A 23,978-nucleotide genomic window follows, 5' to 3' on the forward strand; every position below is an offset into this window, starting at 1 on the left:
CTGTCGCCAGCCTGCCACCGCGCCCGCCAGCGAATGGTAAATTCGATTTCATTAAAGGGCGACGAAACGGATAAACTTTTCGTCAGGGTTATCGTTCGGTTTGGAAAGAGGGTTTGCAAATGGTAAAGCCGGATTCGCAGCTGAAAATGAAGCGGACCCATGAGCGAAACAGGCATCATCATCGGTGAAGACGGCAAGCACCGCTGTCACTGGCACGCCAACCTGCCGGACTACATGCGCTACCACGACGAAGAGTGGGGGCGCCCGGTCACGAACGACATTCGGCTGTTCGAAAAGATCTGCCTCGAAGGCTTCCAGTCCGGCCTCTCCTGGTTGACGATCCTGCGCAAGCGCGAAAACTTCCGCGCCGCCTTCGCCGGCTTCGATTTCGAAAAAGTCGCACTGTTCGATGATGCCGATATCGCGCGCTGCCTTGGCGACACCGGTATCGTGCGCCACCGCGGCAAGATCGTCTCGACGATCAACAACGCCAAGCGGGCAATCGAGCTCCGGCAGGAGTTCGGCTCGCTCGCCAAATATTTCTGGAGCTTCGAACCCGGCCACAACGAGCGCCCCGGCGTGGTCGACCGCGCGACGATCATGGCGAACCCGACGACCCCGACATCGGTCGTCATTTCCAAGAATCTGAAAAAGCGCGGCTGGACCTTTGTCGGTCCGACCACAGTTTATGCCTTCATGCAGGCAATGGGTCTCGTCAACGATCATTTCGAAGGTTGCTTCTGCCGCGCCGAGGTAGAGGTGATGCGCGACGCATTGGTACGTCCATGAGAAAGCTGATGGCGATTGCGGCGTTAGGTGCGCTGCTGGCTTCGGCCGCGCTGGCTCAGTCGCCCGAGCTTCAGCCGGGCGAGCGGTTGGAAAAGCTGCAGTTTCCCGGCGCGACGATGGAGCTGAAGGGCTGGACGAAATTCGGCAACAGCCGCGTCTACACACTGCCGGTCAAGGCCGGGCAGCACGTGAAGATAAGCTTCACCACGAAGAGCAAGTTTGCTTTCCTGGCGATCTTCGATCTGGCAACGCCGGATGACGAGGCGATCTTCGGCACGGACGAGGACGGCGACACGTACACCACGACGGCGATGGCCAATACCACCTGGCTGCTCCGGCCCTATTACTCCAAGGCGTCGCCGCGCCGCGGTCTTGGTGCGCCCTACAGCATCCTGATCGAACCGCAAGCCGCCGCGCAACCGGCATCGCCACAAGCCACCCCGGCGCCTGCCGACGACAAGAAGCCATCGCCGTTGTTTCCGCCGCGGCAATGAGGGCGAGAGCTCACTTGAGCGTCTCGATCAGGTTCCGCAATTCTCCGAGATGCTCGATCTTGCGGAAGCGCGGTGCCTCCGTGGGCTCTTCGACATGCTCCAGCACCCATGTCAGTTCGTGCGGAACGAACACGCCGTAGCTGCCGGCAGCGATCGCCGGCACGATGTCGGACTTCAGCGAATTGCCGACCATCATCGCGCGTTCCGGGCCGCCGCCGACCTTCGAGAAGATGCGCCGGTAAGTAACGGCTGTCTTGTCCGAGACGATCTCGACCGCGTGAAAATAGTCGCCTAGCCCCGATTGCGCGAGCTTTCGCTCCTGATCGAAGAGATCGCCCTTGGTGATCATCACGAGCAGATAGTGTTCGGCAAGCGCCTCCAGCGTATTGCGAACATGCGGCAGCGTTTCGACGGGATGAGACAGGAGATCGCGGCCGGTATCGAGGATACGGGCAATCACCGCGGCCGGAACCTTGCCGTCCGTGATCTCGATCGCCGTCTCGACCATCGAGAGCGTGAAGCCCTTGATGCCGAAACCGTAGTAGCGGAGATTACGCTTCTCCGCCTCCAGCAACCGCTCTGAAATCTTCGGTCCTTCGGCAAAGTCCGCCAGCATCTCGGTGAAATGCGCTTCGGTCAGCCGGTAATACTGCTCGTTCTGCCAGAGTGTATCGTCGGCATCGAAGCCGATCGTCGTCAGCATACGGGTGGTCATGGGCGCACCGTAGAAAATCCAGATAAACAATTTATGAGCCGGCGCCGCCGAAACAAGGGAGCGCCTATTGATAGACGACCGCACCGATGAATCGCGGGCGGGCAAAGGCCGTCTCGGCAAAGGTCATCGATCCGAACCCAAGAATGGATGACATGGTCGTATAGCTTGCCACACCTTCGATGTAGATGACGGAATCGCCGTCTGTCAGCTGCGGCAGGGTGTTGGTGTCGAGAACCTGCGGCTTCAGCAGGGCGACCGTTCCGCTTTCGTTTTTCCAATCGAGTTTGTAGGCGCCGCCGGTCTTCTTGATGCTCGATATGCGCAGCGCGTTCGGGGCAGTGCTGCTCTGCTGCAAATGGGTAAAGACCCCATAGATATTGCTGATGAATGTGCTGTTGATCGATGTCTGCCTGGAAATGACGTCGGCGACGATGCCGTTCGCCTGAACGATACCTTGGTAGGTGCGGTAGATGTCGAAGGTCGTGATGCTCGCCAGGAAGAAGAAGATCATCACAGGTGCAATCAGGGCAAACTCGACTGCGGAGGCGCCCGAGCGCTCGTGGAGCATTCTGGAAAGAGAAGGTTTGCGCATCAAATCGGCTCATTCACAAAGGCAAAGCTGGACGTCAGGCGGATGCCGCCGGTCGCGTCCTTGGGGAAGCTGAGGCCCATTCCCAGACCCGGTATCAGCGGGTTAACGACATAGCAGGCTCGGGTGAAAATGATCTGCGACGGCTGTCCGGCGGTGTAAGTCGTCACAGGATCGATAGCGAGCGAGCGGTCGACGCAGGGCGTTGCATTCGTCGGGAAATCGGTGGCGCTGCTGATCGGCGTGAACTCGACCCGGATGGATTTGACGCAATCGCTAAGGATGATCGCTTCGCTGCAAACCGCCGCCTTGAACTGGGCATAGGTCAGCTTCGCTCCGTTGATCTGCAGCGCGCGCGAAGTGCGGCTGACCGCCCTGTCGAGCATGATCGATTGCGTCATGATCCAGCCGGCTTCGAAGATCGAGAATACCAGCGCAAAGACGATTGGTGCCAGAATGGCGAATTCGATTGCGGCGGCCCCGTTGCGCTCGCCCAGGATTTGTCGCATCCGGGCCGATGCCACTGCATGTTTCATTGCGTCAGCCTCAATTTCCGAATCGAGGTTGAAATCGACTTGAAGGCGTCACCGATGCCGGTGCCGGACGCCTGGTAGAAATGGGCGGCGCTGGTGGCGCAGTTTTTCATGCCGTTGATTGCGGTGGTGTCGTTGCCCAGCTCGAATCCGATGGTGAAGATCGTGATGCCCTTGGCTTTTGCGGTCGTGCAGATCTTGCTGAGATAGGAAGCCGTGTCGCCGGCCATCGTATAGTTGCTGGGGCTCAGGTCCGGCGAGCGGTTATAGTCGTTGGGCCGGTACTGCGCCGTGATCAGGCCATCGGTCATCAAGACGAGAACCTTCATCGTGTCTGCGTCGCTGAAGCTCGCAGGCCGGTTTGCGAAGGTCGATGACATCTGGCCACTGGCGATTGCCGCCTGGACGATGGACGATGCGGCGGGGTTGAGCAGCATGTAGCCCCACTGCATGGCGTTCTGCGTTCCCGTCCCGTCGTAGAGGGCCAGCGAACCCAGCCTGCTCTTCAGATAGGCCGCGTCGTTGGAGAAAAAGGTGATGGCATCCTCTTCGCCTGGGCACCACCACCACTTCTTCTGCTTGTCCGTTGTGTTGTAGTTCCAGTTGGTAAAGGTCGGAAGCTGCGAGCGATCCTTGAAGGTCGGGATGGCCTCGCTGCCGTAGCCGCTATTGTCGAGTTCGAAGCAGGAGCCCTTGTAGTTCGGGTCGTTCTTCGGGATCTGCACGTTGAGCCGCTTGCCGCCAAGCTTGTCGAACACGGCAGCGCCGACGTTCACGTGGCCGGCATAGGGAATGATGCTGACGGTCGTATAGCTCTTCGTATCCTCGGTCAGGATCTGGTCGATAAACTGTTGCGAGGCGGTCTTCAGATTTGTGATCTTGCTGCCGGTCATCGAGCCGGACATGTCGAGCATGAGCGACAGCTCGATGTTCTGCTTCGCCTCTTCGGCGCTGGAAACCGTCTGGACCGTCAGTGTCTTGACGCCGGCAAGATGGAGAAAGGCAGTGCCGATCGTGTAGCTTGCGTGTGCGGTTATCTTGCGGGAGTTAAGGGCGGTTGTTTCGCTGAAGTCGACCGCCACGTCATTGGCGTAGCTCAGATTGTTCATGTAGCTTTTGAGGACGTCGCCGGTTTTCTGCTTCTGCGAGAGCGATGCGGCGGCGAGAACGCCGCGATCGAGCCCATCTTGCATTTCCACGCGCACGGCTTCGTAGCGGGCCAGATCCACGCCGGCGCCTCCAGCCACGATCAACGGCACCAGCAGCAGCGCGAAAATCATGGCGACGTTGCCGCGTTCATTTCGCAGCAGCGAGGCCGCGGTACGATGAAGTTTCCCCATAACCCTTCCCCACGTTTGGCAAAGAGTTATCGATGATCAATTAGCATCTGGTGAACAAAAGCTGGAAAATCCTGCAAATACAATCACAAAGAGAACCTTCGTCAGCTGCAATCGTCTCTTCGCGACGCTGGTCGGCGCGCTAAAATTTCTTGCCCATCGTTGAAACCTGTTGGCATCGCCTTAACTTGTAGTCGTCTCATCCGCGCAGCCAGTGAGGGCGCGCACCATTCCGCACAGGTCACCAATATCAAGGGTCTATGACTCCGCCGGCGTCCGCCGGGCGGCTACCACAAGGAAGTGTCCAATCATGCGTTACAATCAACTTGGAAATACCGGGCTGTTCGTCTCCGAGATCTGCCTGGGGACGATGACGTTCGGGGCAGCAGACGAAGGCAGTATGTGGGGTTCGATTGCCGACGTCGACCAGGCCGCTGCCGACCGGATCGTCGAGCGGTCGCTTGCCGCCGGAGTGAACTTCATCGACACCGCCGACGTCTATTCCTCGGGCGAATCCGAACGGCTGCTTGGCCAGGCCCTGAAAAACCTCGGCGTGCCGCGCAAGGATGTTGTCATCGCCACCAAGGTTTATGGCGTCATGGGCGACAAGCCGAATGATCGCGGTGCCTCACGCGGTCACATCATGGACTCGGTCGAGGCCAGTCTGGAGCGTCTGCAGACGGATCATATCGATCTCTACCAGATCCATGCCACCGATCCGGTGACGCCGATCGACGAGACGCTTCGTGCGCTCGACGACCTCGTGTCGCGCGGTCTTGTCCGCTACATCGGCGTCTCGAACTGGCAGGCTTGGCGTATTGCCAAGGCGCTCGGTATTTCCGAACGGCGCGGCTTTGCCCGTTTCGAAACCGTTCAGGCCTACTACTCGATCGCCGGCCGCGATCTCGAACGCGATATCGTGCCGCTGATGAACGAGGAGAAGCTCGGGCTGATGGTGTGGTCCCCTCTTGCCGGCGGACTTCTTTCCGGCAAATACGGTCCGGGCGCGCCCGGCAACGGCGAGGGGCGCCGCGCGACCTTCGATTTCCCGCCGGTCGACAAGGACAAGGCCTGGGCCTGCGTTGCCGTCATGCGCGAGATCGCGGCGAAACATGGCGTAAGCGTCGCGACGGTGGCGCTGGTCTACATTCTCGCCAAGCCGTTTGTCACCACGGTCATCATCGGCGCCAAGCGCGTGGAGCAGCTCGATCAGAACCTCGCTGCCGTTGGCCTGAAGCTCGATGAAAACGATCTGAAGAAGCTTGATGAGGTGAGTGAACTCGCGCCCGAATATCCCGGCTGGATGCTCGCCCGCCAGGGTGCCGGTCGCCGTCCCGCGCCGTTCGAACCGAAGGCATGAACGGAAGGACGCCGGAGTTGAGCTCCGGCGTCCGCCGCTGTTACTTGCCGTGGACCTTCAGCCAAGCCTGCATCTCGGCAATCTCGGCCTCCTGGGCCTTGATGACGGCTTCCGCCAGTTTGCGGATTTCAGGGTCCTTGCCGTACTGCAACTCGACCTTGGCCATGTCGATCGCCCCCTGATGATGCGGGATCATGCCCCGGACGAAATCGGCATCGGCATCGCCGCTATACTTGATCATCATGTCCTTATGCATCTTGGCATTGGCCTCGGCAAACGCATGGCTTGACGCGCTGTGGTTGCCCATCGGCTTGCTCATGTCCATCGACATGTCTTCGGCAAGGAGGGGAGAGGCCGAAACCACAAGGCTTGCGGCAATAACGAGCATTTTCATAGACATGGGATATCCTTCCTGTGTCTGGCAATGGAATTTCGGAATGCGGCGTGAAGCCGCGAAATGCGGTCGAAAATCGGATTGTCAGGCTGTTCGGGGAGGCGGTGCCAAAGGCGCCGGTCGTGCCCCCGGAAGGGCGAGCGCGACATCAGGGGAGGGGTAGGAAAACACCTGCTTGCCATCGGCATGGACGGCGGCCTCAGGTGGCACGACAAGGCAGGCGGAGCAGAACGGCATATGCACCGTGCCGCCCGCCGGGCATGGATCTGTCGCCGGCGTGTCGGCCTTCGCCGTATCGCCCATACCCGCCATATGATGGTGCTGCGCACTGGCATTCACGACCTGGCGGATCGAGGCGCACATCGGACATCCCGCCCATGCGGACATCGTCCCATAGGCGAACCAGGCAAGCATCATTGTCGCGATAGCCAGTAAACGCATGGACTGAAAATAGGCAAACCGGCCGCGGCTGCCAAGATGGCGACACGCATTATCGAAGTTTGGCCGCTTTGCGCAACGCATCGTTGATCCGCCCTTGCCATCCCTTGCCAGTCGCCTTGAAGGCATCGATCACGTCAGGATCGAGCCTGAGCGAAATCTGCCGCTTCGGCTGCTCCGCTGCCGGGCGGCCGCGTGAGCGCCTGATGCTTTCGGCAAGCTCGGGGAGCACCTCTGCGAAGGGACGGGCGTTTTTGAAGTCTTCTTCGGTCCATTCGGGATTGTCCGGATCTTCGGCAATGCCGCGCTGGATCGCGGCTTCTTCCTCGTCAGTGAGGCGGTGGATTTTTCGACTGGAATTGTTCATAGAGCCTCCTTTCCTGGCGGCTTGCCCGTCGCATCGAGATGACGGAAATCCCCTCGCTCCCGAGAACGGCGAAAACGACGGCGATCACATCCTCGATCAGGACACCCACGGCCTTCAACCGTGGGCTCCTGGCGTCGAGGATCAGCGCCGCCGCGAAGAAATCCGCATCCAGGTCGCGAAAATCCAGCCCGTGCTTTGCAGCATTGCGGACGCGTTTCGGCTCATCCCAAACGATCTTCATCGATACGATATTCGCAAAATAAAAGTGATACAATAAATCTTTGATTGCATCACGATATATTGCAATTCACCATGCCGCAATCACCTGATGGATAACCTGGTAATCCTGGCTTTCCTCTCCAATCGGCACCACCGGCCAGGCCCAAGCCGCCCGCGCCTCCGGCACTGCGGCACCGTGCATCAGGTCGGCCTCCTCATGCGTCTTTCCGTTGCGATCGATCACCGCATAGGAGACATCGGTGACAAGGCAGCTCTTGAACGGCATGCGCGACAGCCCTGAGAGATGCGCCCTGATCAGCTGCTCCACCGCTTTCTCGGGCATTTTCTCCCGCTCCGCCTCGAGCCGCCGCTGCACCCCGCGCCCGATCTGCGAGAGCAGATTGGCCGAAACCACGAAGTCGAGATAGGGCACGTTGCGCAGGAAGCCGAGCGGCTCCGGCGCCTTGCCGGCGGCAAGTTCGTCATAGCCCGAGAGATCGCGCTCGATCAGCCGGACATTGTGATAGGCTTTGCCGCGCATCTTCATCCTGACCGTCGCGACATGCACGAGATCGATCAGAACGACAGTATCGAAGCTGGCCGCCAGCTCGCGGATCGGCACATCGCGCAACAGCCCGGACCCCAGCACCACGGCCGTTCGCCGCTGCTTACAACCGGCCATCGCCGAAAGCATCGCCCGCCTCGTGTTCTCCTCATGCTCCGCCCACTGCCGGCTGCAACGGTTGGCGCGGGACCAGAGATTGATCGAGTAGCGGATATATTTGCGGTGCGCCTTCTGCGTCCGCCAGGCGGTCGCGGCGTAGAGAAGTGCTTCAGCGATCATCATATAACTCCGCCATTCGATCCATTCTCTCTCGTTCAATCGATTCTGTGCTGCGGATCAAGGGCCTTCGCCCTTGCCGCATCCGGCCCTTTCCGCTAGGAAACCGCCACTGTCACACTGAGCGGAAGACGTTGGAAATGAACGACAAGCAGAAGAAACCACAAAAGCTCAAGGCCAGACTTCCCCGCGGTTTCGTCGATCGTTCGGCGGCCGATATTCGCGCTGTCAACGAGATGACCGCGAAGATCCGCGAAGTCTACGAGCATTATGGTTTCGATCCTGTCGAAACGCCGCTGTTCGAATACACCGACGCGCTCGGCAAGTTCCTGCCCGATGCCGACCGGCCGAACGAAGGCGTCTTCTCGCTGCAGGATGATGACGAGCAGTGGATGTCGCTGCGCTACGACCTGACGGCGCCGCTCGCCCGCCATGTCGCGGAAAACTTCAACGAGATCCAGCTGCCCTACCGCACCTATCGCGCTGGCTATGTGTTCCGCAACGAGAAGCCCGGCCCCGGCCGCTTCCGCCAGTTTATGCAGTTCGACGCCGATACCGTCGGCGCGCCCGGCGTGCAGGCCGATGCCGAGATGTGCATGATGATGTCGGACACGCTGGAAGCGCTTGGCATCAAGCGAGGGGACTATGTCATCCGCGTCAACAACCGCAAGGTTCTCGACGGCGTTCTGGAAGCGATCGGCCTCGGCGGCGACGACAAGGCTGCGCAGCGTCTCAACGTGTTGCGTGCCATCGACAAGCTCGACAAGTTCGGTCCCGAGGGCGTGGCCCTCCTGCTCGGCCCGGGCCGCAAGGACGAGTCCGGCGATTTCACCAAGGGCGCCGGCCTCGACCGGAGCCAGATCGACAAGGTCCTCTTCTTCGTCGGCATCAAGGATTATGCGGAAAGCGCTGCCCAGCTGGCGGAACTCGTCGCTGGCACCTCCAAGGGTGCTGAGGGCGTCGAGGAGCTGAACTTTATCGGCAGCCTCGTCGCTGGCGCCGGTTACCAGTCCGACCGCATCAAGATCGATCCCTCCGTTGTCCGCGGTCTCGAATACTACACCGGCCCGGTCTACGAAGCCGAACTGCTGTTCGACGTCACAAACGAGAAGGGCGAAAAGGTCGTGTTCGGTTCCGTCGGCGGCGGCGGTCGCTATGATGGTCTGGTCTCCCGCTTCATGGGTCAGCCGGTTCCGGCAACAGGCTTCTCCATCGGCGTCTCGCGCCTGATGACGGCGCTGAAGAACCTCGGCAAGCTCGGTCAGAGCGAAGTCATCGAGCCCGTCCTCGTCACCGTCATGGATGGCGATGTCGAGGCCATGGGCGGCTACCAGCGCATCACCCAGGAACTCCGCCAGGCCGGCATCCGCGCCGAAATGTACCAGGGCAACTGGAAGAAGTTCGGCAACCAGCTGAAATACGCCGATCGCCGCGGTTGCCCCGTCGCCATCATCCAGGGTGGCGATGAGCGCGCCGAGGGCGTCGTGCAGATCAAGGACCTGATCGAGGGCAAGCGCCTCTCCGGCGAGATCGAGGACAATGCCTCGTGGCGCGAAGCCCGCGTTGCGCAGGAAACGGTCAAGGAGGCCGATCTCGTCGCCAAGGTGAAGGAAATTCTGGCGGCTCAGACGGAAGACCGGAAGAGGGCGGGCTGAGATGGCCCTGATCAACATGCCGGATTTCTCCGGCGAACTCCTTTCGGAGTTTTCGGCGCGCCGGACGGAGCGGGTGGATACGCCCGTCATCCAGCCGGCCGAGCCGTTCCTCGATATTGCCGGCGAAGACCTGCGCCGCCGTATCTTCATGACGGAAAGCGAGACCGGCGCCAGCCTTTGCCTGCGCCCGGAATTCACCATCCCCGTCTGCCTTCAGCATATCGAAACCGCGACCGGCACGCCCAAGCGCTATTCCTATCTCGGTGAAGTCTTCCGCCAGCGCCGTGACGGCAGCAGCGAATTCTACCAGGCCGGGATCGAAGATCTCGGCGATATCAATATTGCGAGTGCCGATGCGCGGGCGATCAGCGATGCCGCCGGTATCCTTGCGCGCCTGTTGCCTGCGAAGCGCCTTGCTATCACCATTGGCGACCAGGCGGTGTTCGAAGCCGTCGTTCAGGCGCTAGGCCTCCCGCTCGGCTGGCAGAAGCGCCTGATCCACGCCTTCGGAAACATGATCCAGCTAGAGGCCTTGCTTGCAAGCCTGGTCAGCCCGCAGTTCGTCACCGGTCTGGACGACGATATCGCCCGCCTGATCGGCGCCGGCGACGAGGCGGCTCTCGTTGCGCATATCGATGCGACGATGCATCAAACCGGCTACTCCACCAACGCCAGCCGTTCGCCGCAGGAAATCGCGCGCCGGCTGACGGAGAAGCTGATCCTCTCGGAAACGCGCCTCGATGACGCGGCGTTTCGCGTGCTGGAAGAATTCCTGTCGCTGGACGTGCCTTTGATCAACGCGTCTGCCGCGCTGTCCGGCTTCGCGGACGCCGCGGGGCTGAAGCTCGGCAACGCGCTCTCCCGCTTCGACGGACGGGTGGCTGCACTTGCAAATGCCGGCATCGATCTTTCCATGATCAGCTATCGCGCCGCCTTCGGCCGTCCGCTGGATTACTATACCGGCCTGGTCTTCGAGATCGGCGTCGAGGGCTCTGAAGCTGTTCTGGCCGGCGGCGGTCGCTTCGACAAGCTGATGAGTTTCCTGGGCGCGAAGGACCGCATTCCGGCTGTCGGCTTTTCCCTCTGGCTTGACCGCATCGCAACCGAGAGGGCTGCCTGATGACGATTACCATCGCGCTTCCCTCCAAGGGCCGAATGAAGGAAGACGCCTCGGCGATCTTCGAACGCGCCGGCCTGAAAATTACCGCCGTTGGCAATGATCGCTCCTATCGCGGCCGCGTCGAGGGCTGGGACGACGTCGAAGTCGCCTTCCTGTCGGCATCGGAAATCTCTCGCGAGCTCGGCAATGGCACCGTCGATTTCGGTGTCACCGGCGAGGATCTGGTTCGGGAAGGGTTGGCAGAGGCCGACAAGCGCGTCGAAGTCTGCGCCCGCCTGGGCTTTGGTCATGCCGATGTCGTCGTCGCCGTTCCCGAGATCTGGCTTGATGTCGATACCATGGCCGACCTTGGCGATGTGGCCGCGGATTTCCGCGCCCGCCACGGCCGGCGTCTCGCGATCGCCACCAAGTACTGGCGCCTGACGCAGCAGTTCTTCTCGAGCCAGCACGGCATTCAGCTCTATCGTATCGTCGAAAGCCTCGGCGCCACCGAAGGCGCTCCGGCGTCTGGCTCCGCCGATATCATCGTTGATATCACCTCGACCGGATCAACGCTGCGGGCGAACCATCTGAAGGTTCTCTCCGATGGCGTCATCCTGCGCTCCGAGGCGTGCCTCGTTCGCGCCCGCAAGGAAAGCCATGCCGACGTGCCTTCCGTCGCACGGCTGGTCGAAGCCGTTCGCGCGGCCCTGTAATGGCAGGCGAGGACGAGAACATCATCGCGCTCTATGAGCGTCATGCCCTCGCATTCGACGATCTTCGCGGCCGAAACCTGTTCGAAAAGCCTTGGCTGGACCGGTTCACGGCGCTCGTCCCGCCGCGCGGCGATATTCTCGACCTCGGCTGCGGTGCCGGCGAGCCGATTGCCGCAAGCCTGATCCGCGACGGTTTTCGTGTGACGGGCGTTGACGCGTCGGAGACGCTGATCGGTCTCTGCCGCGAGCGCTTTCCCAACCGGGCTTGGTTCGTCGCCGACATGCGGCAGTTCTCGTTGCCGGCGAAGTACGATGGCATTCTGGCCTGGCACAGCTTTTTCCATCTGAACCAGAGCGACCAGCGTGCGATGTTTCCGCGCTTCGCAGCCCTTTCGGCGCCCGGCGCGGCGCTGATGTTCACGGCAGGCCATTTCGATGGGGTGGCGATGGGCGAGTTCGGCGGTGAGCCGCTCTATCACGCAAGCCTCTCGACCGAGGAATATACCGCACTGCTCGAGGATAACGGTTTCGCGGTTGTTGCCCATGTCGTGCAGGATCCGCAATGCGGCGGCGCGACCGTCTGGCTTGCGAAGCGGATTTCGTAACCGCTCCCGGCGCGCAGCACTTTTCTTCAGCGAGCAAACGAAAAACCTGCTGTCTTCCGACAGCGGGTGGAGCATGCATTGGGAGAATGCGATATTCGCTTAGGCGGCTGCCGTGACGGCACCGCGGCGGGCGTCGATCGAGTAGAGGCCCGGGCCGAAGGTGGCGAGCAGGATGTAAGCGCCGGCCAGCGTGAAGTTCTTCATCAGCATGATGCCGTTCAGGGCGTTGATCCAGCCAAGTGCTGCATCCGGCCAGCCGGGAACGGCAACGGTACCAGAGTGGAAGACGAGGCCGGTGAATGCGCAGAAGAGAGCCAGTGCCCAGCCGACGATCTTCGTCTGGAAGCCGACGAGAACGGCAATGCCGGTGACGAGTTCAAATGCGCCAGCGAGATAGGCGAGCGCGGTTGCAGCAGGCAGGCCGGCGCCGGTGATCATGCCGGCAGTGCCGGACGGATCGGTGAGCTTGCCGAAGCCGGAATAGATGAAGATGAACGAGAGCAGGATGCGTGCGACGAGAATGACGGTGTTCTGGGTATTCGACATGGAACTGTCTCCGGTTGAATGAGCTGAGATCCTGTGCCCCGGCACGTTGTTGATCTCGGATGACACGTTGTCGCCTTTTTTTGTTGTCGTGAAAAGATAGACGGAAGGGGACGCTTTGTTCTATAATGTTGAACGATCAAGGACGCATCCGTGGCTTGTCACGGTCCGTAACAGTCTTCTATGTTCGCTCCCGAACATGGAGATTGATAATGACAGACCTTTCTGCTTTTCCCATTACGACGCGTTGGCCGGCAAAAAATCCCGATATCATTCAACTCTATTCGCTACCGACGCCGAATGGCGTGAAGATCTCGATCGCTCTCGAAGAACTCGCGCTGCCCTATGAAGCGCATCTGATTTCCTTCGGGACGAACGACCAGAAATCCCCCGAATTTGTATCGCTCAATCCGAACGGCCGCATCCCGGCGATCATCGATCCCAATGGTCCGGATGGAAAGCCGATCGGCCTTTTCGAGTCCGGCGCAATTCTGCTCTATCTCGCGGAGAAGACCGGCAAGCTCATTCCTGCCGATGCGGCGGGTCGCTACGAAACCATCCAGTGGGTCTTTTTCCAGATGGCGGGCATCGGCCCGATGTTTGGCCAGTTCGGTCATTTCTACAAGTTCGCGGCCGACAAGGTCGCCAACAATTCCTACCCGATGGAGCGTTATCGCGATGAATCCAAGCGCCTCCTGTCGGTGCTGGAAGAAAGGTTGCAGGTTCGCCAATGGATCATGGGCGACAGCTACACCATCGCTGATATCGCGACTTTCCCGTGGCTTCGTGGCGCGGATATCTTCTATGGAGGCCGGGAGGTTCTCGACTACGCCAGTTTCCCCGCGACGATGGCATGGCTGGAGCGCTGCATCGCACGTCCTGCCAGCGAGAGGGGTCTGAACATACCGCCGCGCCCTTGAGGCTCGCGCAGTCAAACCAGAAAAGCCGGTCCCTTGCGGGGCCGGCTTTTTAGTTCGCGGTTCAATGACCCCTACTGGCGGCGGACAACCGGCTCGTCGGTATTGGTCTTGAAGCGAGGAAAGATGAACACGCCCAGCATGCTGCCGCTGTAGGCTTCCTCGTAGCCATTCGACTCTCCCATGCAGAAGAGCGGCTGACGGTATCCATTCGGCATGATGATGGTCGTGGAGAAACAGAAGGACGAGGAGCGTGTCGCCGCCTGTTCGAATATCTCCAGAATACGGTGGTGGTCGTTGGCGTCGTAGCACCGCATAAGGCTCAGAAGGCCGCATTCCGGCGTTATCAGGCCGTGGAGCTTGGCACTTCGTTCCTTCAAGCGGATCACGCCGCTGGAAAAGTCTCCGACCCAGGTCTCCGAAATGGAGTACTGCGCCAGAAGATCGTGTTCGTGATTATCGTTATCCAGCGATCCCGGCATGAGCGGTGCGGCGACGTTGGTTCTCGCGATCTTAAACAATTCGTTCCCCAGTTTGGGTGTGGCTTCCCCCGCCACACGCCCGGCAAACATAACAGGCTTATGCCGCGCCGTGCCTCATGCTCGGGCGATCGGGATATGGGGCTGCGACGCCGGGTTCTTCTTGAGGGGAACCGCGTCCATATCTCCGAGTCTTGCACAACTTTAGATATGTGTCTTATAAGTGGCGTCTTAAAGACAGTCTCGGCGCCGCGATGATCATAGCCGCCCTTTATGGGGTCGAGCAGCCGCTCATCATCGGATCGAGCGCAGGCCGGATTTATAGAAATTTTTACGCGAACATCAATCACTTTTTACGCACAGAGCCTTTCCTGCAAGGAGAGGCATTCCGCAGGCTGGAGCAAAAATTTGCGCTAAAACTGCTAAAAAACCGAAAAATGATTGAATGAAAACGCTTTCAATCGGCTGTTAAACGCAAAATTGTGCGGAAAGCGCGTATCGCGAACGAAAATCCAGAGTTGAAAAAAGCGATAGCGTGGCAAGCCTGGGGAAAGCCTCGCCCGGGGCCTTTGCGCCTTCTCCGGCGATTAAACGTTTCAGCATTCCATGGTGCGAATCACAACAAAAAGGGCGACCCGAGGGCCGCCCTTCCTGAACTGAACCGGTTGGCTCAGATGTGCAGGCTTTCGCCTATCACATCATGTCCATGCCGCCCATTCCGCCCATGCCGCCAGGCATGCCGGCCGGAGCGTCCTTCTTCGGCAGCTCGGCGATCATGGCTTCCGTCGTGATCAGCAGCGAAGCAACCGAAGCTGCGTTCTGCAGAGCCGTGCGAACGACCTTGACCGGGTCGACGATGCCCATGGCGATCATGTCGCCGTATTCGGACGTCTGAGCGTTGTAGCCGAAGTTGTCTTCGTTCTTCTCGAGGATCTTGCCGACCACGATCGAAGCTTCGTCACCAGCGTTGTCAGCGATCTGGCGAACCAGAGACTGCAGAGCCTTGCGAACGATGTTGACGCCAGCTTCCTGATCGTCGTTCTCGCCCTTTGCGGTGATCTTGGAAGACGAACGGAGAAGCGCTACGCCACCACCAGGTACGATACCTTCCTGAACAGCAGCGCGCGTCGCGTTCAGAGCGTCGTCGATGCGGTCCTTGCGTTCCTTGACTTCGATTTCCGTGGAGCCGCCAACGCGGATGACGGCAACGCCGCCAGCGAGCTTGGCAAGACGTTCCTGCAGCTTTTCGCGGTCATAATCGGAAGAGGTTTCTTCGATCTGAGCCTTGATCTGAGCAACGCGGCCTTCGATGTCGGACTTGGCGCCAGCGCCGTCCACGATCGTCGTGTTTTCCTTGGAGATCGAAACCTTCTTCGAACGGCCGAGCATGTCGAGCGTTACGGATTCCAGCTTGATGCCGAGGTCTTCGGAGATGACAGTGCCGCCCGTGAGGATAGCGATGTCTTCCAGCATGGCCTTGCGGCGGTCGCCGAAGCCAGGAGCCTTGACGGCAGCGATCTTCAGGCCGCCACGCAGCTTGTTGACGACGAGCGTTGCAAGAGCTTCGCCTTCTACGTCTTCAGCGATGATGAGGAGCGGCTTGCCGGTCTGAACGACGGCTTCGAGAACCGGGAGCATCGCCTGCAGGTTCGAGAGCTTCTTCTCGTGGAGGAGAATGTAAGCGTCATCGAGGTCGGCGACCATCTTTTCCGGGTTGGTGACGAAGTAAGGGCTGAGGTAGCCGCGGTCGAACTGCATGCCTTCGACGACTTCGAGTTCGGTTTCAGCGGTCTTGGCTTCTTCGACGGTGATGACACCTTCGTTGCCGACCTTCTGCATGGCTTCAGCGATATCAGCGCCGACCTGCTTGTCGCCGTTTGCGGAGATCGTGCCGACCTGGGCAACTTCAGCCGAGGTGGAGATCTTCTTTGCCTTTGCCTGCAGGTCCTTGACGACTTCTGCAACAGCGAGGTCGATACCGCGCTTCAGGTCCATCGGGTTCATGCCGGCGGCAACTGCCTTGGCGCCTTCGCGAACGATAGCGCGGGCAAGAACGGTAGCCGTCGTGGTGCCGTCGCCGGCGATGTCGTTGGTCTTCGAAGCAACTTCGCGGACCATCTGGGCGCCCATGTTTTCGAACTTGTCGTCGAGTTCGATTTCCTTGGCGACCGATACACCGTCCTTGGTGATGCGCGGAGCGCCGAAGGACTTGTCGATAACAACGTTACGACCCTTCGGGCCGAGGGTTACCTGCACTGCGTCAGCGAGGATGTCGACGCCGCGCAGCATCTTTTCGCGCGCAGAGCGGCCGAACTTTACTTCTTTAGCTGCCATTTTGAGAACTCCTGAAAAGGGGTGTCAGCGAATTACGATTGATGGGAAACCGGCTGATTAGCCGATGATGCCCATGATGTCGGCTTCCTTCATGATCAGAAGGTCTTCGCCGTTGATCTTGACTTCGGTGCCGGACCACTTGCCGAACAGAACGCGGTCACCAGCCTTGACGTCGAGAGCGACGACCTTGCCGGAATCGTCACGAGCGCCGGAACCGACGGCGACGATTTCGCCTTCCTGCGGCTTTTCCTTGGCGGTGTCAGGAATGATGATGCCGCCCTTGGTCTTTTCTTCGGACTCAACGCGGCGAACAACGACGCGATCGTGAAGGGGGCGGAAGTTGGTGCTTGCCATTGTCTAATCCCTCGATCAAATGACACTCGCAGGCCGAAAGCGGCCTGCACGGATGGGTGTTAGCACTCTCTTGTTATGAGTGCTAGCGGCCTGCATTTAGGGTTGGCCTGTTGGGGAGTCAAGGATGAGGGTGACGATTTTTCCCTAGGGGACCTTTGTATCGTTTTGATGGCAAAAACGCCCCGCCTGCCAAAATCATTCCACTTCTCTGATAATCTTTGACAAACAAATTCTTATGGCTCGCCCTCGGGCGTTAACCTTGCCACATGAACGCGCGGGTCTCTGACGCTTGGGACCGGCGCGAACAGGAAGTTACAATGGCGATCTTCGGCCGACAGCGCATTGCATCGGCCGCATCGTGTTGGGATTGTCGCACATCGGTGCCAATGATACGGAGCAGTTTAAGGCCGGAAAGGCGCAATTGGCCTCGCATGTCGGGGCGAGGGGCAGGCAGCGTGAATAAAGTCATTGCGGCAGATGAAGTCGTGGCGGTTCCTTCGTTTCGGGAGGCCACGCGCGTTTGGGCAAAGATCGGCTGTCTGAGCTTCGGCGGTCCGGCCGGCCAGATCGCGCTGATGCACAAGACCCTTGTCGACGAGAAGCGCTGGATCTCGGAAGAGCGTTTCCTGCATGCCCTGAGTTATTGCATGCTACTGCCGGGGCCGGAGGCGCAGCAGCTGGCGACCTATATCGGCTGGCTCATGCACGGCGTTCGCGGTGGCTTGGTCGCCGGTCTGCTCTTCATCCTCCCCGGTTTCGTTGTCATCGTCGCGCTCTCCAGCCTCTACGTGCTGTTCCAGGATGCGGCATGGTTGTCGGCGGTGTTCTTCGGCCTAAAGGCCGCAGTGCTGGCGATCGTCGTCGAAGCGCTTCTTCGGCTGGCGCGCAGGGCGCTGAAGGGCCGCTTTCACTACTGGGTCGCCGCCGCGTCATTTCTCGCGCTCTTTCTCCTGAATTTGCCGTTCCCTGTTGTCGTTATCCTTGCCGGAGCCGCCGGCTTCCTGATGCAGCGATACGGGCAGCGGTCGATCGATGCGCCTACCGCGCCGCAGCCATCCGACAGGCAGGAGCGCGGCAGGCTGACGACGCACGCGATCGCCAGGCCGCTTCTCGTTCTCGTCTTCTGGATTCTGATCTGGCAATCGCCGCTGCTCCTCGTTCGGGCGCTGGATGCTCCCACCGATCTGATCGCGGAGACCCTGAGTGGCGAGACCAATGTCTTCGGCGCGGTATTCATCTTCTTCTCGAAGATGGCGGTCATCACGTTCGGCGGCGCCTATGCGGTGCTCTCCTACGTGGCGCAGGTCGCTGTCGGACATTATGCCTGGCTGAAGCCCGGCGAGATGCTGGATGGTCTGGCACTGGCGGAAACGACGCCGGGGCCACTGGTACTGGTCCTCTGCTTCGTCGGCTTCCTCGCCGGCTTCCGCAATCCGATCGCCATGATGCCGCTGCTGGGCGGCGTCTTCGGCGCCTTCCTGGCCGCATGGGCGACCTTCGTTCCAAGCTTCATCTGGATCTTCGCAGGCGCGCCCTACATCGAAAAGCTGCGCAACAACGCGGCGCTGTCGGCGTCCTTGTCGGCGATCACGGCCGCCGTCGTCGGTGTCATCCTCAATCTCGCGCTCTGGTTCGGCCTTCATGTCCTGTTTGCCGAAGTCGGCCGCATCGCGCTGCTATCGAGAGGCACGGGCCTACCCCTGGTGAGCCTCGCCTGGCCCGATTGGCGCAGCCTCGATGTCGCGGCTCTTGCGCTCTTTGCGATCGCCGCGCTGCTGCTTTTTCGCTTCAAGGCCGGCATGGTCAAGATCCTCGCATTTTCCGCTGTGGCCGGCCTGCTGATCACTGGCGCGGAGACTTTCTTTAAGTGAGCGGAAAGGACTTTTTGCGCCCACCGCGCTCGAAATGCCTTGCCATCCCGGCAGGCCTTTGCGATGTCACCGGGAACTGAATGCAACGCAGGAAATCGGAATGGCCAAGCGGATCGAAAACTTTGCGGAAATCACCAGCCGGTACGACGCGGTGTTCTGCGATGTCTGGGGTGTCCTGCACAATGGCATCGATCCTTTCCCGAAAGCCGCTGCCGCGCTTGAGGCTGCCCGGGCCGCCGGCTTGACGGTGGTGCTCATCACCAACTCTCCGCGCATCGCGCCGCAGGTCGTCGACCAGCTTCGCCACATCGGCATCCAGGACGCCGCCTACGACCGGATCGTTACCTCAGGTGACGTAACGCGCGGCCTCATCGCCGAAGGCCCGAAGAAGGTCTTCCTTCTGGGGCCGGAACGAGACGTTGCGATTATCGAAGGGCTTGGCGTGGAGCGCGTCGAAGCCAGGGATGCCGACTCCGTGGTCTGCACCGGCTTCTTCAACGACGAGACGGAAAAGCCGGAAGATTATACCGAAATGCTGAAGGCGTTTCAGGCGCGCAATGTCCCGATGATCTGCGCAAACCCGGATCTTGTCGTCGAGCGCGGACACCGGATCATTCCCTGCGCCGGCGCGATGGCTGCCTATTACAACCAGCTCGGCGGCGAGACGCGCATTGCCGGTAAGCCGCACAAGCCGATCTACGACGCGGTGCTTTCGGTCGCTCGCGAGGCTCATGGCGACTTTCCGCTCGACCGGGTCCTGGCGATCGGCGACGGCATGCCGACCGACGTACGCGGCGCTCTCGATTACGGCCTCGACCTCCTCTATATCAGCGGCGGTATCCACGCGAAGGAATACACGCTCAACGGTGAGACCGACGAGGCGATCCTCACGGCCTATCTGGAGCGGGAAAAGGCCACGCCGAAGTGGTGGATGCCGCGCCTTGCCTGAAGCCGCCCCGCATGGAAAAGCCAGCCGATGACCGTCTTTCACCGCAACGAAACCCGTGATCCCCTGCCGGCCCATCTGCGCGGCGGCGTGATTGCGATCGGCAACTTCGATGGCGTTCACCGTGGCCACCAGTCGGTGCTCAACCAGGCGCTGGAAATAGCCCGCGAACGCGGTGTGCCGGCGCTGGTCCTGACCTTCGAGCCGCATCCGCGCACCGTGTTCAGGCCGGCGACGCCGGTCTTCCGCATCACGCCGGCGCCGTTGCGGGCTCGCATCCTCGAAGCCATCGGCTTCAATGCGGTTATCGAATACCCGTTCAACCTCGAATTTTCCCAGCGCTCGGCTGAAGACTTTATCCACTCGATCCTCAAGGATTGGCTGGGGGCATCGCAGGTCGTCACCGGCGTCGATTTCCATTTCGGTCGTGGCCGCGAAGGCGGACCGGCCTTCCTCATGGAGGCGGGCCACAAATACGGTTTCGGCGTGACGCTGATCGATGCCTTTCGCGACGAGAACGCCGATGTCGTCTCATCGAGCCGCATTCGCGGGCTTCTGAAAGAGGGGGAGGTGAGCGAGGCCGCCGCCTCGCTCGGCTATCACTATACCGTCGAGGCGGAAGTGATCGGCGGCGAAAAGCTCGGCCGCACCCTTGGCTTCCCGACGGCAAACATGCGCCTGCCGGCCGAGGTCGAATTGAAGTCCGGCATCTATGCGGTCCGCTTCCGTCGCGCCGACGGCACGCTCCACGATGCCGTGGCCAGCTATGGCCGCCGCCCGACTGTCACCGATAATGGCGCGCCTCTGCTCGAAACCTTCCTCTTCGATTTCAGCGGCGACCTTTATGGCCAGGTCTGCGGTGTCTCCTTCTTCGGCTATCTGCGTCCGGAGCTGAAGTTCGACGGGCTCGAGCCGCTTGTCGAGCAGATGAACCGCGACAAGGATGAGGCGAGGGCACTGCTCGCCGGCGTGCAGCCGCTTGGCGAACTCGATCGCAAGATCTGTTTTGTCTGAGCCATTCGCCCTTTTGTGCCATGCCGGCCGGGCCGATTTCCTCTTCCTTTTCCGGGCAAAAGCGCCTATGAACCGGCGCGATGAATAAATTCCGGCTGGCGATCACGATACGAATTATCGGCCCGGCCTTCCGCGCGCGCTAAGCGGCCGGAAGGTCCGGGTTTTTGGCGCTCGACCAAAGAGCGTCTCCGCCACCACTATATTTCCAAGCCCGTTGCGCCCGTTTGCGAGGCGCCAGCGACGATCGCTAGAAGAGACGATTGCCAGACATGACCGATACAGCCGAAAAGATCGATTACTCGAAGACCCTCTATCTGCCGGAAACCGATTTCCCGATGCGCGCCGGCCTGCCGCAGAAGGAGCCGGAAACCGTTGCCCGCTGGCAGCAGATGGGTCTTTACAAGAAGCTCCGCGCCTCCGCCGCCGGCCGCGAAAAATTCGTCCTCCACGACGGCCCTCCCTATGCCAACGGCAACATCCACATCGGCCACGCGCTGAACAAGATCCTCAAGGACGTCATCAACCGCTCGTTCCAGATGCGCGGCTTCGACGCCAACTATGTTCCCGGCTGGGATTGCCACGGCCTTCCGATCGAATGGAAGATCGAGGAAGAGAACTACCGCGCCAAGGGCAAGGCAAAGCCTGACCTGAAGCAGGCCGACGCGATGATCGAGTTCCGCAAGGAATGCCGCGCCTATGCCGAAAAGTGGATCAAGATCCAGGGCGACGAGTTCAAGCGCTTGGGTATCGAGGGCGATTTCGACAATCCCTACCTGACGATGAACTTCCACGCCGAAAGCCGCATCGCCGGCGAACTGTTGAAGATCGCCATGAGCGGCCAGCTCTATCGCGGCTCCAAGCCGATCATGTGGTCGGTGGTCGAGCGCACCGCGCTGGCCGAAGCCGAGGTCGAGTACCACGACGTCGAGAGCGACATGATCTGGGTGAAGTTCCCGGTCGTGGATGTCGCGGTAGCAAAAGAGAGCCTGACCTATCTCGTCGGAATGCAACTCGGTGCGTCGACTGAAGGCGTTGCGCTGGATAATCCGGCAGCGGAAGCCTTGTTCGATAAGTATCTGGCCGAGGCAAAAGATCTCGTTGGCGCGCATGTTGTTATCTGGACAACGACGCCGTGGACCATTCCTGGTAACCGCGCGATCGCCTATTCGCCAAGAGTTGCTTACGGGCTTTACGAGGTTGTGACTGCCGAGAACGACTTTGGCCCGCGCCCGGGTGAAAAACTTATCTTTGCGGACGCATTGGCCGAAGAGTCGGCGACGAAGGCGAAGCTGACCTTCAAGCGCCTTCGTGATGTTCCGGCGGTTGTTATGGCCGGCATCACAGCCGCCCATCCGCTCAAGGATTTGGGTTATGACTTCAAGGTTCCACTTCTCCCCGGCGACCACGTCACCGACGATGCCGGTACCGGCTTCGTCCACACCGCTCCGTCGCACGGCCGCGAAGACTTCGAGGCCTGGATGTCCTCCGCCAAGCAGCTCGAAGCCAAGGGCATCGACACCCGCATCCCGTTCCCGGTCGACGACTCGGGCACCTACACATCGGACGCCCCCGGCTTCGAAGGCGCCCGCGTCATGGACGACAACGGCAAGAAGGGTGATGCCAACGAGCGCGTCATCAAGGCGCTGATCGAGCGCAACGCGCTGTTTGCCCGTGGCCGCCTGAAGCATTCCTATCCGCATTCTTGGCGCTCCAAAAAGCCGATCATCTTCCGCAACACGCCGCAATGGTTCGTCTACATGGACAAGGACCTCAAGGACGGTACGACGCTGCGCACCCGTGCGCTGAAGGCGATCGACGATACCCGCTTCGTGCCCGCCGCCGGCCAGAACCGCCTGCGCGCCATGATCGAGCAGCGTCCGGACTGGGTGCTGTCGCGTCAGCGCGCCTGGGGCGTTCCGATCTGCGTCTTCGCCGATGAGGACGGCAACGTCCTGCAGGATGCCGATGTCAACGCCCGCATCCTCGAGGCCTTCGACGTCGAGGGCGCCGATGCCTGGTTCGCCGAAGGCGCCAAGGATCGCTTCCTCGGCAACGGCCACGACCACGCCAAGTGGACCCAGGTCATGGACATCCTCGACGTCTGGTTCGACAGTGGCTCGACCCACACCTTCACGCTCGAAGATCGCCCGGACCTGAAGTGGCCGGCCGATCTCTATCTCGAAGGCTCCGACCAGCATCGCGGCTGGTTCCACTCGTCGCTCTTGGAGTCCGCCGCAACTCGTGGCCGCGCGCCTTACAACGCCGTCCTCACCCATGGCTTCACCATGGACGAGAAGGGCGAGAAGATGTCGAAATCGAAGGGCAACGTCACTTCGCCGCAGGAAATCATGAAGGATGCCGGCGCCGACATCCTGCGCCTCTGGGTCATGACCTCGGACTATGCCGACGACCTGCGCGTCGGCAAGACGATCATCCAGACCAATGTCGATGCCTACAGAAAGCTGCGCAACACCATCCGCTGGATGCTCGGCACGCTGGCGCACGACAAGGGCGAGACCTTCGCGGTGTCCGAAATGCCGGAGCTGGAGCAGCTGATGCTCCATCGCCTGGCCGAGCTCGACCAGCTGGTGCGCGAGAATTACGACGCCTTCGACTTCAAGAAGATCGCCCGCGCGCTGATCGACTTCGCCAATGTCGAGCTCTCGGCCTTCTACTTCGACGTCCGCAAGGATGCGCTCTATTGCGACGCGCCATCCAGCCTGCGCCGCCGCGCCTCGTTGCATGTCATCCGCAACATCTTCGATTGCATGGTGACTTGGCTTGCCCCGATGCTGCCTTTCACCACCGAAGAAGCATGGCTGTCGCGCAACCCTGGTGCCGTCTCCGTCCACCTCGAGCAGTTCCCGGAAGTCCCTGGCAACTGGAAGAACGAGGCGCTGGCCGAGAAGTGGAAGAAGATCCGCGCGGTCCGTACGGTCGTCACCGGCGCGCTTGAGATCGAGCGCAAGGACAAGCGCATCGGCTCCTCGCTGGAAGCGGCTCCCGTCGTCCATATCGCCGATGCCGAGCTCCTGAAGGCGCTGGAAGGACAGGACTTCGAGGAAATCTGCATCACCTCGGGGATCGTCATCGAGGGCAACGAAGGCCCGTCCGACGCGTTCCGTCTTCCCGAAGTGGCCGGCGTCAGCGTCGAGCCGAAGCTTGCTGAGGGCACCAAATGCGCTCGTTCGTGGCGAATCACGACGGATGTCGGCTCGGATGCGGCCTATCCCGATGTGTCGGCACGCGATGCGGCGGCACTTCGCGAACTAGCGGTGCAAAACTGAAGAAAGTTACCGGGTGAATTGCGCATTGGTGGTTCATCCGGTAAAAGCTGCCTGAAAATGGCCGGATTTTTCCGTCACGGGG

Annotated in this window: 26 protein-coding genes; 13 read left to right on the forward strand and 13 right to left on the reverse strand. The window is 60.6% G+C overall.

Going from position 1 to position 23,978, the window contains the following annotated elements; all coding sequences use genetic code 11:
- Positions 1 to 159 precede the first annotated feature (159 nt).
- Together A6U87_RS02300 and A6U87_RS02305 are read left to right on the forward strand one after the other, a co-directional pair.
- Complete coding sequence (locus A6U87_RS02300) at positions 160 to 789, forward strand: DNA-3-methyladenine glycosylase I (protein WP_065689610.1); 630 nt, start codon at positions 160 to 162, stop codon at positions 787 to 789.
- Positions 786 to 1,283, forward strand: coding sequence for a hypothetical protein (locus tag A6U87_RS02305; RefSeq protein WP_065689611.1), 498 nt, complete (start codon positions 786 to 788; stop codon positions 1,281 to 1,283). Before A6U87_RS02300 ends, A6U87_RS02305 begins: the two co-directional genes overlap by 4 nt.
- Positions 1,284 to 1,293: 10 nt before the next feature.
- Here A6U87_RS02305 and A6U87_RS02310 read toward each other — a convergent pair whose 3' ends face one another.
- From A6U87_RS02310 to A6U87_RS02325, 4 genes are all read right to left on the reverse strand, one after another.
- Positions 1,294 to 1,998 (reverse strand): HAD family hydrolase, encoded by a 705-nt coding sequence (locus tag A6U87_RS02310; protein ID WP_065690220.1) that lies wholly within the window; start codon positions 1,996 to 1,998, stop codon positions 1,294 to 1,296.
- Between the two features lie 64 nt (positions 1,999 to 2,062).
- Positions 2,063 to 2,590 (reverse strand): TadE/TadG family type IV pilus assembly protein, encoded by a 528-nt coding sequence (locus A6U87_RS02315; RefSeq protein WP_083199252.1) that lies wholly within the window; start codon positions 2,588 to 2,590, stop codon positions 2,063 to 2,065.
- Positions 2,590 to 3,123: a TadE/TadG family type IV pilus assembly protein gene (locus A6U87_RS02320; RefSeq protein WP_065689613.1), complete on the reverse strand. Its 534-nt coding sequence runs from the start codon at positions 3,121 to 3,123 to the stop codon at positions 2,590 to 2,592. Before A6U87_RS02320 ends, A6U87_RS02315 begins: the two co-directional genes overlap by 1 nt.
- Positions 3,120 to 4,460, reverse strand: coding sequence for a TadE/TadG family type IV pilus assembly protein (locus A6U87_RS02325; RefSeq protein ID WP_065689614.1), 1,341 nt, complete (start codon positions 4,458 to 4,460; stop codon positions 3,120 to 3,122). Before A6U87_RS02325 ends, A6U87_RS02320 begins: the two co-directional genes overlap by 4 nt.
- A gap of 307 nt (positions 4,461 to 4,767) precedes the next feature.
- On the opposite strand from A6U87_RS02325, the gene A6U87_RS02330 reads away from it, so the two are divergent.
- Entirely contained in the window at positions 4,768 to 5,817 is a 1,050-nt protein-coding gene (locus A6U87_RS02330; RefSeq protein ID WP_065689615.1) for an aldo/keto reductase, read from the forward strand.
- Positions 5,818 to 5,857: 40 nt separating this feature from the next.
- Here A6U87_RS02330 and A6U87_RS02335 read toward each other — a convergent pair whose 3' ends face one another.
- From A6U87_RS02335 to A6U87_RS02355, 5 genes are all read right to left on the reverse strand, one after another.
- On the reverse strand, positions 5,858 to 6,217 hold the full coding sequence (locus A6U87_RS02335) for a DUF305 domain-containing protein (RefSeq protein ID WP_065689616.1): 360 nt from the start codon (positions 6,215 to 6,217) through the stop codon (positions 5,858 to 5,860).
- Positions 6,218 to 6,295: 78 nt separating this feature from the next.
- Entirely contained in the window at positions 6,296 to 6,628 is a 333-nt protein-coding gene (locus tag A6U87_RS02340; protein WP_244499408.1) for a hypothetical protein, read from the reverse strand.
- Between the two features lie 73 nt (positions 6,629 to 6,701).
- A complete protein-coding gene (locus A6U87_RS02345; RefSeq protein WP_065689618.1) occupies positions 6,702 to 7,016 on the reverse strand; it encodes a BrnA antitoxin family protein in 315 nt (104 codons plus the stop codon).
- Positions 6,979 to 7,257: a BrnT family toxin gene (locus A6U87_RS02350; RefSeq protein ID WP_065690221.1), complete on the reverse strand. Its 279-nt coding sequence runs from the start codon at positions 7,255 to 7,257 to the stop codon at positions 6,979 to 6,981. Before A6U87_RS02350 ends, A6U87_RS02345 begins: the two co-directional genes overlap by 38 nt.
- Before the next feature lie 66 nt (positions 7,258 to 7,323).
- Positions 7,324 to 8,079 (reverse strand): hypothetical protein, encoded by a 756-nt coding sequence (locus A6U87_RS02355; protein ID WP_065690222.1) that lies wholly within the window; start codon positions 8,077 to 8,079, stop codon positions 7,324 to 7,326.
- A 137-nt stretch (positions 8,080 to 8,216) separates the two neighbouring features.
- Between A6U87_RS02355 and hisS the strand changes: the two genes are divergently transcribed.
- The 4 genes from hisS to A6U87_RS02375 are packed head-to-tail and all read left to right on the forward strand — an operon-like array spanning position 8,217 to position 12,151.
- Entirely contained in the window at positions 8,217 to 9,731 is a 1,515-nt protein-coding gene (hisS, locus tag A6U87_RS02360; protein WP_065689619.1) for a histidine--tRNA ligase, read from the forward strand.
- Position 9,732: 1 nt separating this feature from the next.
- Positions 9,733 to 10,851, forward strand: coding sequence for an ATP phosphoribosyltransferase regulatory subunit (locus tag A6U87_RS02365; RefSeq protein ID WP_065689620.1), 1,119 nt, complete (start codon positions 9,733 to 9,735; stop codon positions 10,849 to 10,851).
- Complete coding sequence (hisG, locus tag A6U87_RS02370) at positions 10,851 to 11,546, forward strand: ATP phosphoribosyltransferase (RefSeq protein ID WP_065689621.1); 696 nt, start codon at positions 10,851 to 10,853, stop codon at positions 11,544 to 11,546. The genes A6U87_RS02365 and hisG overlap by 1 nt, the downstream gene beginning before the upstream one ends.
- Positions 11,546 to 12,151: a trans-aconitate 2-methyltransferase gene (locus A6U87_RS02375; protein WP_065689622.1), complete on the forward strand. Its 606-nt coding sequence runs from the start codon at positions 11,546 to 11,548 to the stop codon at positions 12,149 to 12,151. The genes hisG and A6U87_RS02375 overlap by 1 nt, the downstream gene beginning before the upstream one ends.
- 99 nt (positions 12,152 to 12,250) lie before the next feature.
- Here A6U87_RS02375 and A6U87_RS02380 read toward each other — a convergent pair whose 3' ends face one another.
- Positions 12,251 to 12,697 (reverse strand): DoxX family protein, encoded by a 447-nt coding sequence (locus A6U87_RS02380; protein WP_065689623.1) that lies wholly within the window; start codon positions 12,695 to 12,697, stop codon positions 12,251 to 12,253.
- Between the two features lie 209 nt (positions 12,698 to 12,906).
- Here A6U87_RS02380 and A6U87_RS02385 point away from each other — a divergent pair, with 209 nt between their 5' ends.
- Positions 12,907 to 13,614: a glutathione binding-like protein gene (locus A6U87_RS02385; protein WP_065689624.1), complete on the forward strand. Its 708-nt coding sequence runs from the start codon at positions 12,907 to 12,909 to the stop codon at positions 13,612 to 13,614.
- Positions 13,615 to 13,685: 71 nt separating this feature from the next.
- Here the strand turns inward: A6U87_RS02385 and A6U87_RS02390 are convergent, their stop codons facing one another.
- Positions 13,686 to 14,132: a hypothetical protein gene (locus A6U87_RS02390; protein WP_198928653.1), complete on the reverse strand. Its 447-nt coding sequence runs from the start codon at positions 14,130 to 14,132 to the stop codon at positions 13,686 to 13,688.
- Positions 14,133 to 14,344: 212 nt separating this feature from the next.
- On the opposite strand from A6U87_RS02390, the gene A6U87_RS02395 reads away from it, so the two are divergent.
- Positions 14,345 to 14,539 carry a hypothetical protein gene (locus tag A6U87_RS02395; RefSeq protein WP_141683897.1) on the forward strand — a complete coding sequence of 65 codons (195 nt, stop codon included), beginning with the start codon at positions 14,345 to 14,347 and terminating at the stop codon, positions 14,537 to 14,539.
- A 244-nt stretch (positions 14,540 to 14,783) separates the two neighbouring features.
- Here the strand turns inward: A6U87_RS02395 and groL are convergent, their stop codons facing one another.
- Positions 14,784 to 16,424, reverse strand: coding sequence for a chaperonin GroEL (gene groL, locus A6U87_RS02400; RefSeq protein WP_065689627.1), 1,641 nt, complete (start codon positions 16,422 to 16,424; stop codon positions 14,784 to 14,786).
- Between the two features lie 57 nt (positions 16,425 to 16,481).
- A complete protein-coding gene (groES, locus tag A6U87_RS02405) occupies positions 16,482 to 16,778 on the reverse strand; it encodes a co-chaperone GroES (RefSeq protein ID WP_065689628.1) in 297 nt (98 codons plus the stop codon).
- Between the two features lie 455 nt (positions 16,779 to 17,233).
- Between groES and chrA the strand changes: the two genes are divergently transcribed.
- The 4 genes from chrA (at position 17,234) to ileS (ending at position 23,896) form a co-directional block, all read left to right on the forward strand.
- A complete protein-coding gene (gene chrA / locus A6U87_RS02410) occupies positions 17,234 to 18,649 on the forward strand; it encodes a chromate efflux transporter (RefSeq protein ID WP_244499409.1) in 1,416 nt (471 codons plus the stop codon).
- Positions 18,650 to 18,749: 100 nt separating this feature from the next.
- The gene (locus tag A6U87_RS02415) at positions 18,750 to 19,598 is read left to right on the forward strand and encodes a TIGR01459 family HAD-type hydrolase (protein ID WP_065689630.1); all 849 of its coding nucleotides are present in this window, start codon (positions 18,750 to 18,752) and stop codon (positions 19,596 to 19,598) included.
- 27 nt (positions 19,599 to 19,625) lie between these two features.
- Complete coding sequence (locus A6U87_RS02420) at positions 19,626 to 20,609, forward strand: bifunctional riboflavin kinase/FAD synthetase (RefSeq protein WP_065689631.1); 984 nt, start codon at positions 19,626 to 19,628, stop codon at positions 20,607 to 20,609.
- Positions 20,610 to 20,878: 269 nt separating this feature from the next.
- A complete protein-coding gene (gene ileS / locus A6U87_RS02425) occupies positions 20,879 to 23,896 on the forward strand; it encodes an isoleucine--tRNA ligase (protein WP_065689632.1) in 3,018 nt (1,005 codons plus the stop codon).
- Positions 23,897 to 23,978 lie beyond the last annotated feature (82 nt).

The organism is Rhizobium sp. AC44/96 (assembly GCF_001692185.1).
In the GTDB taxonomy this organism is placed as follows: Bacteria; Pseudomonadota; Alphaproteobacteria; order Rhizobiales; family Rhizobiaceae; genus Rhizobium.